The organism is Psychrobacter sp. ER1 (assembly GCF_048631835.1).
Classification (GTDB): Bacteria; Pseudomonadota; Gammaproteobacteria; order Pseudomonadales; family Moraxellaceae; genus Psychrobacter.
The window spans coordinates 212,758-225,358 of record NZ_CP184640.1 but is presented as its reverse complement, the minus strand read 5'-3'; the positions used below and the strand labels follow the sequence as shown (position 1 = coordinate 225,358).

Below are 12,601 nucleotides of genomic sequence, written 5' to 3'. Positions count from 1 at the left end.
TTACATCTTTGAATTAGCTGCTATTATTACTAAAAATCTCGATGCTAAAGGGAAAGCTGAATCTAAATCAAGATTCGGCTTTTTTTATGCCACTTTTATTTATCAAATTCACATTTTTCATCATATATAAGGAAACATACTGATGTGGTTGGCCGCGCTTGCAATACTGATTGGGTTAGCAATTTTAGTTTGGAGTGCCGATGTCTTTATTGATGGGGCGACAGCACTAGCAAAGAAGTTTAGTGTGCCTAGCTTCTTAATTGGTGTCTTAATATTGGGTATAGGCACGTCAGCGCCTGAGATGGTGGTATCAGTACTAGCAGCGATAGAAGGCAGCCCTGAGCTGGCTCTAGGTAACGCTTATGGCTCGAATATCATCAACATCGCATTGGTACTCGGTGCAACCGTATTGATTAGCCCTATTATCATCCGTAGAGGCATCGTAAAGCGCGACTTGCCCTTGCTGCTACTGATTACTGTCATCGCCGCTTGGCAGCTACGTGATGGGATATTGAGCCAAGCTGATGGTATCGTATTGTTGATTTTGTTGGTCGCCGTTTTAGGACTACAGATCATAATGAGTATACGCGAAGGCTATCATGAGCACGAAGACGATATGGTCGTGGCTAATGCTGACTCAGAGCATTCAAACAACTTAGAGCACTTAGATAGCTCAGAGAGCTTAGAAAAGCTAGAACCAAGCGTAACGCGTGGTCTTGTGAGTTTAATTATCGGTATGCTGATGCTCGTAGCTAGCTCACGTGCTATCGTTTGGGGTGCTGTCGAGTTGGCAACACTATGGGGGCTCAGTGAGCTTATCATTGGTCTAACAATTGTCGCAGTTGGGACCTCATTACCTGAACTGGTATCGAGCCTGTCAGCCGCCCGTAAAGGCGAACATGATATGGCGCTCGGCAATATCATCGGCTCTAATATCTTTAATACTTTGGCAGTTGTCGGCTTGGCAACGGTCATTGCTCCTATCGCTGCTGATCCAGTGATTCTGTCGCGTGATGTGATGGCAATGGGAGTCTTGACGATATTGCTAGTGACACTGTGCGTATTTGCCTTTAAAACAAAGCGCCAATTCGGTCGTACGTCAGGTGCTATGTTGGTGCTGTTCTTTATGGGCTACACCGCATGGCTGATTCAAAGCGTTAGTATGTAACTGTTTAGGCTAAACCAGCTGAGCAGTGCTACAACTAAATTATCACGTCGATAAGAGTTACTAGGTTAATAAAATTGTTACGTCAATAAAATCAGATTAAGATTTTTTCTTACGATTTTTAAAACCGCGCCATAGCCCTTCATGTGCCACTTTTGGCATTTTTAGGGTGATGGTGTTGGACAGCATATCTTGTACCGCCAGACCGCGAGGGTTGAACAGACAGAACACATAGTTGAATACCAAACCAAGAAACGCGCTGGCCAATAAGGCTGCGCGTGACCCATCAATAAGACTGCCAATAATGCCGAAAATCAACGGCATCAAACAAGCGGCCAAAATACGCTTAAACGACTGACCCCACGTTAGCCATTGGCCTGCATCATTAATCGTTTTTAATCGCCACGTCTGCATACCTAATGTCTGACCACCACGGCGCCAAAATATTCCGTAGAATGCCACAAGTGTTAGTACAAACGATGGCGTCATAATGGCGTTCTGATACCAGAGCGGCAGTGACTGAGCTTGTGATGACTCAGTACCAGTCTCCATAGTCAATAGCGTACCAACCACGGTTAGTATCGTCCCTACCAAAAATAACAGCGCCAAAATCAGCATACCATCATAGAGAATCGCCACGACACGAATCATAGGCTTAGCGATAGTTGGCTCTTCGTTAGGATCTTGCTGTACAGGCGCACTCAGTTGAGGCTTTGATTTGCGAGTCGTTTTTGACGGACGTTTAGATGGACTTTTTGACATGGTACAAGCTCATAGCAAGCAGTGAATAGTAACGCTATTGTACCGTAAATGGTGGGGCTATCGTACATTATCCTAGATGACTATCTAACATCGTAGATGGCTCTCTAATATTATTAGTTGGCTATCCAATCATGCTACATATAAGAGATGATCGTAGAATAAATAAGTAGAAGGGTAAAAGTTACAGACATAAAAAAACCGCCAATTGTCATAAGACAGGCGATTATTTTAATATTTTTTAGCTTAAATTAAGCTATTATGCAAATGGTGCGCCTGGAGAGATTCGAACTCCCGACCCCTTAGTTCGTAGCCAAGTGCTCTATCCAACTGAGCTACAGGCGCGTATTTTGCACTTTATCCACTGCGCAGATAATATCTTTTGCAGTAAATTAGGTTGGTCATTATATAGATAATATCGCTTGTGTCAACATCTTTTTTAATTAAAACAAATTATTTTTTGAATTAATTATTAAAATGTTTAACGCAGTATATTGCGTTATTACTCTAATAACAACTGAATAAATGGCGGTGAAGGAGGGATTCGAACCCTCGATACGCTTACACGTATGGTTCCTTAGCAGGGAACTGGTTTCAGCCACTCACCCACTTCACCTAACGATTCAAGACATTTATAAAATTTCTATAAACATAGTATTGATGCTAACAATACGTCTCATGTCGTGGGCGAGTATTATAACAAAGCCAAAACGAATTGCAAGCGTTGTCTACAGATTTAATGCGGCTTTTATCAAAATTATAGATATAAGTACTCATCTTGCATTTTTATACGGAAAATTGCGGCATATTATTGCTAAATATAACAACTAAACTGCTCAATAATATTAGGACTACTCACTCTACCGTCTTACACCTTATCCACAAGCATAAGACTATGATAGATTTTTTAGTAGTAGGTGGCTATAGTATTTGTCACTTACTTTCAAAATATCTCAAAAGGAGCTGTTATGCGACCTGTCGTACTGTGTTTTTCAGGATTAGATCCCTCAGGCGGTGCTGGATTACAAGCGGATATCGAGGCCATTGGACAGTCAGGGGCACATGCAGCTATCGCGTGTACGGCGGTCACCATCCAAAGCTCGCAGCAGGTATTTGGCTTTGAGGCTTGTGCGGCATCATTGGTAAAAGCTCAAGCTACTGCGGTTCTTGATGACTTGCCTGTTAGTGCTATTAAATCAGGTATGCTCGGTACCACTGATAATATCGCAATGTTGACCGAACTATTTGCTGATCAAGTTATCGATAATGATACGCCATTTGTCTTAGACCCTGTACTAGTCGCAAATAGCGGTGGCAGCTTGGGCGATGAGAAAACACTGGTTAGCGCCTTTAGACAATTGCTGCCCTATGCTACTTTAGTCACCCCAAATACTCATGAGCTACGTGCGCTTAGCGGAGAGCAAGACCTGCATGTCGGTGCGAAAAAGCTATGTGCTCAAGGCGCTCATGCGGTATTAGTAAAAACCTCACATGATTTTGATAGTGGTGATATTGAGCAGTACTTATACATACAGGGGAAATGGTCCATAAAAGTACCTTGCCGCGCTTAGATGGTGAGTTCCATGGCTCAGGATGTTCACTCGCCAGCTTTATCGCTGGACGCTTGGCAATGGGCGATGCTCTTATCGATGCTGTGCAAGCGGCAGATAGTTGGATTACCCAGACATTGCGGGCAGCTGATGCACCGCATCCTGATGATACTCAGGCTCAACTCATACCAAATCGCTTTGTTCGTTTTTAGCATACCTAACAAGCTATAGCTTACCCAAGTAGCAGACATAAAAAAGGCGCTCTATATTTTTATAGAACGCCTTTTTTATGACAGTTTTTACATTTAATTAGGTTTAACCCAAGGTTGGCAACACACTCGCGGCCAAACCACCGATGAATATCTCCAGCAAATAAAATGCTAAGAAAGCAACCATTGGCGATAAGTCGAGCATACCTAAATTCGGCGTGATACGACGAAACGGGGCCAAAATAGGCTCAGCCAAATTAATGATAATGCCAATAATCGGATGCTCAGATCTGGTAAACACCACAATCCAGCTAACGATGATAGAACCAATCACTAGATAGCGACACATGCGTAAAAAGTCTAACAATAAGCTAGTCGTACCTGTAAAGAATAGCGGTACAGGGGCAATACCTTTATGTGTCAATGCTGCCTTTCCAGAGATATCGATTAGACGAATCAAAAACATCAACACGATAGCAGCAATGCTAATACGTCCCTGTGCAACAGTCGGAAAAATACGCCCGAACACATCGACGATATGCGTCGCCTTATAGGCAGGTGCAATCATCGGATTGCTCGCATCCATCCCTGCAAACTGCAACATAAAACGAATAAACACCAGCATCATAGCGAATGTGGTGACCAAATCAAAAATTTGAAATAACATGTTGTTCATGAAGTGCTACTCAATGTGACATTATTAACAGATTCTAGGATGACAAATGTCATTATCAGATGCTGATGATTACATAAAGTGTGTCGTCAGTGGTGACTCACAGCACACCTTGTCAGTGTTTACTTACTCATCTCTTCACTTAACGCTTGGCTACGATCATAGCAAGCTTGCATGGCCTCGCTGATTTGACGACCAATCTCATTTGCTTGCATTGACTCGACCGCTGCCTGAGTAGTACCGTTCGGTGAAGTCACTTTACGGCGTAACTCAGCTGGCGCATCATCACTATTCATCGCCATTTTTGCAGCACCTAACATGGTCTGCATAGCAAGTGCTGAGGCTTGTTCTTTATCTAACCCTAATGCAACTGCCCCATCGACCATCGATTCAATGAAGTAAAACATATACGCTGGCGCTGAACCTGATACGGCTGTGACCGCATGCATATGTTCTTCGTCATCAACCCACATGACCAAACCTGAGGCTTCCATAACGGCCGTTGCTAGCTGCTTCTGTTCTGCTGAAATGTTATCTGTACCATAAAGGCCTGTCGCACCCATCTGAATCATAGAAGGCGTGTTTGGCATTGCACGGACGATATTGCTATAGCCGCCTAGCATATTTGACAGAAGATCAGTCGACAAACCTGCTGCTACTGAAATGACTAACTGAGTGTCTAGTACATCAGCAAAAGCACTTACCACCACCTTCATCATTTGTGGCTTTACTGCGAGTACCACAATATCCGCACCGATTACAGCAGATTTAGGATCAGCCATTGGATCAACAGTATTTAGACCTTTGGCAGCTAATTGCTCACGTGCATCGCTGCTAGGATCGGCGACCGTGATGAGATTTGGTTTGATGCCGCAACCCACAAGCCCGCTAATGAGCGCTTGTGCCATGTTTCCGCCACCAATAAAACTGATTTTTTATTATCTAATACCGACATACTTGTCTCCTAGTCACAAAATTCAAAGGTATTCAACTTAACATACTGATATGTAAAACGACACTCAGTTTATCATACTGCCACTACCACCGTTTGATAAATTCAAAATGTCACACTTGACATCAACCTGATAAAAATCAATGAGTCAGCCAACGGATATTAAAATTTTGACGCTTTCTATTCTAGTCTAAGCTCACTTTTGATGTGCTCGACTAATTGATTGCTTTTAGCATCGCTATCCGTCTGCTCAGAACTCAAAAGCCAACTCTCAAATGGCGATGCTAGTAATAGAGGAATATCAGTTTGTATATTACTTCCATCTTCAGATTTTTTTATAAGGGTGATGCTGACTACCATCAGGCTTTCCCGTAGCCATAATGGAACCCCAAGCGTCTGATACAGTTTTTTTCTGCTTGTGGGCGCCCAGCCATCTTAGTTTGTAACCGCTGCTTTCTACCTAACGGTACTACTTTTAACCCTACCTGCTGTGCTACACCGTTCGCACTATTTTCTAACAATCGTACCAGCGCATCTGCATTTACTTGCAACTGCCAAGTATAGCGATCACTGCTACGCATGGTGAGGGATGTTAAATTATTATCTGAATGACTAAATAAATTATTAGATAAAGTCAGCACCTGCTCGGTCAGCGGTACATTTAGCCAAGATAGCCACCCGCTGCTCATACGATAGAGCTGCTTACGATAGCGGCGAATGGTATAAGATGCCTTACGACCTTGCCAAAATAATTCTGTCTGATGATCTTGGTCATCACGTTGGCTGAGAGTTAGCACATCATCGACGAGTTGCTTAGCAGGTGGTAACGGCTCATCTTGACCGAGCCAATAGTGCAATAATGGCCGCTGACGATACATGGGTAGCTTTTGCAACGCATCAATATTTAATACCCGCTGTGCAGGTAAAAGTTGCAGGTCTGTATGTTCTGTCTGCTGCATATCCTGCATAGCTTGAGCATTGACTGTTTCCTGTGCATCACTTAACAGCTGAGCGCTGCGAGCAATATTATCAATGACATTAGGATTGTATGTAGCCAGTATTGGCATGATATCGCGGCGTAGCCCACTACGTACGTTGTCGCCGCTGTCATTAGTAGGATCATCTATATAAGGCAACTCTAAACGCTTAGCATAGGCACTAATGTTTGCACGTCGTATCGTGAGCCAAGGTCGCCACAGTATATTGCGCTGTACGCCCTGCGTTTGCACTCGCCATGGCTGCATACCAGACAGACCATTGACTCCTGCTCCTTGAATCAATCGCATTAATACCGTTTCAGCTTGGTCATCAGCGTGATGCGCTAATAGTAATACATCGTCTTGGTTGATATGAGCGCGCATAACATTATAGCGTGCTTGCCGAGCGGCCTGCTCATCATGTCCATTCACTTGTGCCTGTAAAATACGACAAGGTATCTGCTGCGCTTGCGCCCAGTTGGCAACATGCTTAGCCCAATGCCGACTATCCGATTGTAGCCCATGATCGACATGTAACAGCTGCGGCAGACATGGCAATTTACCTTGTCGGTAGAGCTGCACACACAGCGCTGCAAGTGCCAATGAATCACGCCCACCACTACATGCCAGCCAAAGACGACGACCATGCAACTGATCACTATACTCAGACATACTGCTCACTAATGCGGTTGCTAGTGTCTTATCAACTGGCAAATCGGCAATTGATTTAATAGGATGTGAGATAATTGCACTGCTGGTCATATTCAGCCTTATTTTTAGTTACGTTAGGTGCTTTATGTTAGGTGCTGTACATAGCAACAGTAATAGTAACAGCCAAAAAAAACGCGCCATTAAATGACACGTTTTTATTTTAGCACTAAGACTCAGACTCTAATATTAAAAGCCACGCATTTGTGACGTTTAATATTAGGTTGGTACAGTATTAGCCAATTAGGCAGGCAACATCACTTCTGAGTTAAAAGACTTTAGCTTTTCATAACGTAGCTCACAACGCTCTTGAGGATCTAAATCTTTAATCTCATCAAGTTGTTCAGTAATCAATGCTTTTAGTGCATTCATTACAGGTTGTGGCTGCACATGTGCGCCCTCGCCTTCTTCGATGACAGCGTCAATCAAACCCATTTGATAAAGGTTAATGGCGTTTAATTTTAGCGCTTCACTAGCGTCTTGTGCTTTTTCAGCGGTTTTCCATAGGATAGAAGCACAGCCTTCAGGAGAGATCACTGAGTAAATGCTGTTTTGTAGCATATTTACTTTATCACCGACACCAATCGCCAATGCGCCACCTGAGCCGCCTTCACCAATGATAGTCACAATCACAGGCACTTTAAGGCTAGAAAATACAGCGATGCTTTCTGCAATCGCTTGCGCCTGTCCGCGCTCTTCTGCACCAATACCAGGATAAGCACCTTGAGTATCTACAAAGGTCATCACAGGAATGTTAAAGCGCTCGGCCATTTTGACCAAACGAATCACTTTGCGATAGCCTTCAGGATTGGCCATACCAAAGTTATGAGCAATACGCTCACGGGTGCTACGACCACGATGCTGACCAATTACCATCACAGGCTGACCATCAAAACGCGCAAGACCACCTAAAATGGCTTTGTCATCGGCAAAAGCACGGTCGCCATGCAACTCGTCAAATTCGGTAAAAAGCTGATTAACATAGTCCATAAATAATGGACGCTTGGCGTGTCGTGCAAGCTGCACACTATCCCAGACAGTGCTCATAGACGCTTCCCTTTAATAATTATACTTAATGTATTTATGTTTAAGAATAATATCGTTATCCGTGTTCAGATAATGAAAGTACAGTTGTAAACTCAATAGGAGCTATAGTAGCACATCTTAAATAGCATGACATTATCGACAACGCCGCTTTTGTTACGTTAATCTTTAACTCAATACTTACAATGGTAACTGCTCAACCTCTGGAGTCTCGGCCTCTTGGGCTTCAATCACACTAAGCTGTACGCCCCACTTAGCAAACTGGTCAATCTCCGTACGTAAATCTGCGAGCAAGAACGCATAATGCTCACTGCTATCCGCTAAGGTGATTTGCCAACTGTTTTCAGCGACTACCTTTAGTTCTAACTCTGGTAGCGCGTAATCACTGCGGCTATGATGTGCCAGTACGGCGAGGCGCAACAGTAAGCAAAGGTAAACCAACTGATCCCCACCAATCTGACAAGTCTGCTCTAGCATATCGGCTTTGAGCTTGCGGCGATGGTTAAGCATCAGCTGCGCCATGCGTTTCTGATCGACTTGTGAGAATCCTGGAATATCAGAATACTCAAGCAAATACGCGCTATGCTTGTGATAACTACTGTGACTGATTGCCAGTCCTATCTCATGCAAGAAAGCAGCACGTCTGAGCAAGTCGCAATCATCATTGGACAGCGCAAGCTTATCTTTTACTTGCTCAAATAAATGACGGCTGGTTTTCACCACTTGCTTGGCTTGCTTTTTGTCTCCTGAATAACGCTTGATTAATGCCAATACACTGCGGTCACGCACATCTTCACTAGCAAAGCGCCCGAGCATATCGTACATAACACCTTCACGTAACGCACCATCTGAGTAGGTAATGGTCTCAACGCCCAGCACTTTCATCACCGCGCGCAGCACTGCCACACCAGCAGGAAATACAGCTTTACGATGTTCTTTGACGCCTTCTAACTCGATATCATCAATATTGCCAATCTTGATCAGCAATTTCTCTAATTTTTTGACACCTTTGTAAGTAATGCGCTCTTGCTCATCGGCCCAACCTTTTGACACTAAAACATTGCGCACCGCTTTGATTGTACCGCTTGAGCCAACCACGCTACTCCAGCCTGTCTTTTGATAACGACCGTTAATCGCTAAGACTTCTTTGCGCGCACCTGAAATCGCATTATTGAAAGCTTCTTTAGTAATCAGGCCATCAGCGAAGAATTTTTGGGTAAAAGAAACACAGCCCATTTGTAAACTTTCAGTCAATAATGGATCGAAATTTTGACCAATAATAAACTCTGTCGAACCGCCGCCAATATCCATAACCAAGCGCTTATCACTACTCTCATTGGTATGCGAGACGCCCAAATAAATCAATCGCGCTTCTTCGCGGCCCGCGATAATCTCAATAGGTTTTGGCAAGATTTTATTGGCACGGGAAATAAAGTCGTTGGCGTTTTTGGCTTGACGCAATGCATTGGTCGCCACCACACGAATACGCTCTGGCGGTACTGAATCTAAGCGCGCTACAAAGCGGCTTAAACAATCAAGACCGCGCTGTTCAGCAGCTGCGCTTAGAATATTATTTTCGTCCAGACCAGCGGCGAGCTGTACCTTTTCAGACATCGAGACTACTTTTCGCACTTCCCCATGGTCAAGACGAGCAATAGCTAAATGGAAACTGTTGGAACCAATATCGATGGCTGCCATCATTTCATCATCGCCAATTGGCGGATTCGTAAGGTAGTCAATAGGCATAGGACAAGTCGTCACCGTGTTAGAGAGAGTGGATAGTTTACCAAAATCACGTGCTATATAGTTATAAAATCACATGTATAGAAAAAGTCATAACCACAAAAATCAGGACAATTTTATCATTAAAGCATTTATGCCAAACACTCGCAAGCGATGCAAAACTGTAGCGGGAACATCGAAGACCACCCTATAAGCTGACAGGTATCGGCTCAGTATCTAGCGCTTGTGTTACTCATATCGGTTTGCTACATTGAAAGCTATCAATATTATGATAAAAAACCGTTATTTACAGAATTTTTATCCGTATAATTTACTTAAAAAGTCACCAACTAATCGGTTGAAAATCATCCGCAATTAGTAGTTGTCAAACCCACCAGCAAGGAAGCTAATCACATGAATCAGACCACGACAAAAGACGCAACCCAAAATACTGAAACTCCCATCAGTAGCGCTAAAAAAGACATGGTAAAAACTGAAACTTCGCCCAAACAAGCATTTTATGATTTTTACTTAGATGAGCATCAAAACATGGCCTGTCGCCGGCTACATTTTGCAGGCAGTAGCTTTGGCTTATTAGGACTGGCAAAATCTGTCAAAACTGGCTCAGCTAAGCCTTTGGTAAAGGGCATCGCTGCTGGATATGCTTGTGCATGGGTTGGACATTTTTTCTTTGAAAAGAACAAACCCGCTTCTTTTAAGTTTCCATTGAAAAGCTTTGTCAGCGACTTTCGTATGTATAGCGATGTACTACGAGGCAATCTAAGCTTGAGAAATCGTAAGTTTGATAAAGCATGATGAGGTTTAGTCGTCATATAAATTAAATGACACACTCTATCTTATTCCCAATATGATTATAAATAAAATATCGATAAACAAAAAAAACCAGCAAAGATCACGGGATGACCTTGCTGGTTTTTAAGCTTTAACTTTTTAGTTAGCTAATAACTTACATGGCTAAACTATGCTTTCGCCATTTCTGCAAATATCTCATCAGCTGCTTTGATTGACGCATCAATGTCTTCATCACTATGTTTGATAGACATAAATCCTGCCTCATAAGCTGACGGTGCCAAGTAAATACCGCGATCTAGCATACCGTGGAAGAAAGTATTGAATACGTCCATATCGCACTCTGTCACGTCATCGAAGTTCTTTGGTGTTTCGGTTGCACTGTCTTTAACAAAGAACATACCAAACATGCCGCCCAGCTTATTGGTACGTAAATGAATACCATGTTTGTCAGCTGCTGCTTGGAAACCGTCTACTAGGCGATCAACTTTCGCTGCTAACTCGTCGTAGAAACCTTCTGCGGTTAAGTCCTCAAACATAGCGATACCAGCGCGCATCGCTAGTGGATTGCCTGATAACGTGCCAGCTTGATAGACGCCGCCAAGTGGCGCGATGCAAGACATGACTTCTTTTTTACCGCCGAAAGCGCCAACAGGTAGACCTGCACCGATGATTTTACCGAAACAGGTCAAGTCTGGGTCTATACCGAAATGGGCTTGCGCACCGCCAAGACCAACGCGGAAGCCAGTCATCACTTCATCAAAAATTAATACCGCGCCATTAGCCGTACATTCTGCGCGCAACGCATTATGGAACTCTTGTGTTGGAATAACCATATTCATGTTGCCAGCGATAGGCTCTAAGATAACGCAGGCAATCTCCTCACCCCATTTCTCAAAGCAGTCTTTAATCGCTTGCGGATCATTATAAGGAATCGTAATCGTATGCTTAGCAAAATCAGCAGGTACACCTTTCGACGTTGGTTCGCCGATATCAAGCATGCCGGAACCTGCTTTTACTAATAGGCTATCTGAATGCCCATGGTAGCAGCCTTCAAACTTCACGATTTTGTCACGCTGGGTATAACCACGTGCTAGACGAATCGCACTCATGGTTGCTTCGGTACCAGAGCTAGTCATACGAATCATTTCAACGCTTGGTACGATTTCGCAAATCTTGTCAGCAACAGTGGTTTCAGAACGGCGTTGGTGTACCAAAGCTCAAACCATCATCGGCCGCTTTTTTACCGCATCGATGACTTTTGGGTGCGCATGACCCAAAATCATTGGGCCCCACGAGCCAACATAATCAATATAGGCATTGTCTTCGGTATCATAAATTTTGCTGCCATTGGCACGATGCATAAAGATTGGCGTACCACCAACCCCTGCAAAGGCGCGAACCGGTGAGTTAACACCACCTGGGATGTGTTTACGTGCTTGTGCAAAGAGCTGTTCGTTTTTAGTACTCATAATTATTCTCTACTTATAGCGACATTTATAACGACAATGCTTTGTGATTAAACGTCTGCTTTATATTTGTTTATTATCGAATCTTTCAAGAAGTTTTTACAATTTAAGCTTTTTTGACCACAGAAGACTTAAGCTTCATTGGTCCGTAGCCGTCAAGTTTGCAGTCGATATCATGACCGTCAGTAGCATCTGGCAACAGGCGAATACTTTTCGCTTTCGTTCCTACTTTAATCACGATTGAAGAGCCTTTGACTTTTAGGTCTTTAATGACCGTCACCGCATCGCCGTCCTGTAGCTCATTGCCAACAGCATCACGAATAACTGCGTCTTGGTCTTCAGCTTGCGCTGCATCAGTCTCAGCCGCCGTCCATTCATGAGCACACATAGGACATACCAGTAACGCACCATCTTCATACGTATATTCAGCATCACATTTAGGGCAATTTGGTAAGCTCATTATTTCCTCGGCAGCCATCGTACATTAGGTTAATTGTAGAGCTGATATTGTACCGTAACTTACCATCTTTAACCAATTTGTAAGCTTGAAAATCAAACGCTAT

General features: G+C 43.4%; 9 protein-coding genes, 2 tRNA genes and 2 pseudogenes. 3 read left to right on the top strand and 10 right to left on the bottom strand.

Annotated features, from left to right (window positions below; all coding sequences use genetic code 11):
• Window positions 1–142 precede the first annotated feature (142 nt).
• Complete coding sequence (locus ACOBWA_RS01030; protein ID WP_420229955.1) at window positions 143–1,168, top strand: calcium/sodium antiporter; 1,026 nt, start codon at window positions 143–145, stop codon at window positions 1,166–1,168.
• Between the two features lie 96 nt (window positions 1,169–1,264).
• On the opposite strand, the gene ACOBWA_RS01025 is transcribed toward ACOBWA_RS01030, so the two are convergent.
• The 3 genes from ACOBWA_RS01025 to ACOBWA_RS01015 form a co-directional block, all read right to left on the bottom strand.
• Window positions 1,265–1,927, bottom strand: a complete 663-nt coding sequence (locus ACOBWA_RS01025) for an RDD family protein (RefSeq protein WP_420229954.1) — start codon at window positions 1,925–1,927, stop codon at window positions 1,265–1,267.
• 265 nt (window positions 1,928–2,192) lie between these two features.
• Window positions 2,193–2,269: transfer RNA gene (locus ACOBWA_RS01020), tRNA-Arg, on the bottom strand.
• Window positions 2,270–2,450: 181 nt separating this feature from the next.
• A tRNA-Ser gene (locus ACOBWA_RS01015) sits at window positions 2,451–2,540 on the bottom strand.
• Between the two features lie 352 nt (window positions 2,541–2,892).
• Between ACOBWA_RS01015 and ACOBWA_RS01010 the strand changes: the two are divergent.
• Window positions 2,893–3,686: pseudogene (locus ACOBWA_RS01010) on the top strand (hydroxymethylpyrimidine/phosphomethylpyrimidine kinase).
• A 103-nt stretch (window positions 3,687–3,789) separates the two neighbouring features.
• Here ACOBWA_RS01010 and ACOBWA_RS01005 read toward each other — a convergent pair.
• From ACOBWA_RS01005 to ppx, 5 genes are all read right to left on the bottom strand, one after another.
• Window positions 3,790–4,359, bottom strand: a complete 570-nt coding sequence (locus ACOBWA_RS01005) for a YggT family protein (protein ID WP_101205146.1) — start codon at window positions 4,357–4,359, stop codon at window positions 3,790–3,792.
• 119 nt (window positions 4,360–4,478) lie between these two features.
• The gene (gene proC, locus ACOBWA_RS01000; RefSeq protein WP_420229953.1) at window positions 4,479–5,264 is read right to left on the bottom strand and encodes a pyrroline-5-carboxylate reductase; all 786 of its coding nucleotides are present in this window, start codon (window positions 5,262–5,264) and stop codon (window positions 4,479–4,481) included.
• Between the two features lie 403 nt (window positions 5,265–5,667).
• Window positions 5,668–7,047, bottom strand: coding sequence for a tRNA lysidine(34) synthetase TilS (gene tilS / locus ACOBWA_RS00995; protein ID WP_420229952.1), 1,380 nt, complete (start codon window positions 7,045–7,047; stop codon window positions 5,668–5,670).
• A 189-nt stretch (window positions 7,048–7,236) separates the two neighbouring features.
• Entirely contained in the window at window positions 7,237–8,040 is an 804-nt protein-coding gene (locus ACOBWA_RS00990; protein WP_102078709.1) for an acetyl-CoA carboxylase carboxyltransferase subunit alpha, read from the bottom strand.
• 177 nt (window positions 8,041–8,217) lie between these two features.
• Window positions 8,218–9,783 carry an exopolyphosphatase gene (gene ppx, locus ACOBWA_RS00985; protein WP_420229951.1) on the bottom strand — a complete coding sequence of 522 codons (1,566 nt, stop codon included), beginning with the start codon at window positions 9,781–9,783 and terminating at the stop codon, window positions 8,218–8,220.
• A gap of 459 nt (window positions 9,784–10,242) precedes the next feature.
• Here ppx and ACOBWA_RS00980 point away from each other — a divergent pair, with 459 nt between their 5' ends.
• A complete protein-coding gene (locus ACOBWA_RS00980; protein ID WP_420230692.1) occupies window positions 10,243–10,575 on the top strand; it encodes an Mpo1-like protein in 333 nt (110 codons plus the stop codon).
• Window positions 10,576–10,739: 164 nt separating this feature from the next.
• Here the strand turns inward: ACOBWA_RS00980 and hemL are convergent.
• A pseudogene (gene hemL / locus ACOBWA_RS00975) lies at window positions 10,740–11,933 on the bottom strand (glutamate-1-semialdehyde 2,1-aminomutase).
• Window positions 11,934–12,144: 211 nt separating this feature from the next.
• Window positions 12,145–12,498, bottom strand: a complete 354-nt coding sequence (locus ACOBWA_RS00970; protein ID WP_057758016.1) for a zinc ribbon domain-containing protein YjdM — start codon at window positions 12,496–12,498, stop codon at window positions 12,145–12,147.
• Between the last annotated feature and the right edge of the window lie 103 nt (window positions 12,499–12,601).

Excerpts from the sequence above, each read along its gene's own strand:
- ACOBWA_RS00970 (WP_057758016.1), bottom strand. The coding sequence starts at position 12,498 with ATGAGCTTACCAAATTGCCCTAAATGTGATGCTGAATATACGTATGAA.
- tilS (WP_420229952.1), bottom strand. The coding sequence starts at position 7,047 with ATGACCAGCAGTGCAATTATCTCACATCCTATTAAATCAATTGCCGAT.
- ACOBWA_RS00980 (WP_420230692.1), top strand. The coding sequence starts at position 10,243 with ATGGTAAAAACTGAAACTTCGCCCAAACAAGCATTTTATGATTTTTAC.
- ppx (WP_420229951.1), bottom strand. The coding sequence starts at position 9,783 with ATGCCTATTGACTACCTTACGAATCCGCCAATTGGCGATGATGAAATG.
- ACOBWA_RS01005 (WP_101205146.1), bottom strand. The coding sequence starts at position 4,359 with ATGAACAACATGTTATTTCAAATTTTTGATTTGGTCACCACATTCGCT.
- proC (WP_420229953.1), bottom strand. The coding sequence starts at position 5,264 with ATGGCACAAGCGCTCATTAGCGGGCTTGTGGGTTGCGGCATCAAACCA.
- ACOBWA_RS00990 (WP_102078709.1), bottom strand. The coding sequence starts at position 8,040 with ATGAGCACTGTCTGGGATAGTGTGCAGCTTGCACGACACGCCAAGCGT.
- ACOBWA_RS01025 (WP_420229954.1), bottom strand. The coding sequence starts at position 1,927 with ATGTCAAAAAGTCCATCTAAACGTCCGTCAAAAACGACTCGCAAATCA.
- ACOBWA_RS01030 (WP_420229955.1), top strand. The coding sequence starts at position 143 with ATGTGGTTGGCCGCGCTTGCAATACTGATTGGGTTAGCAATTTTAGTT.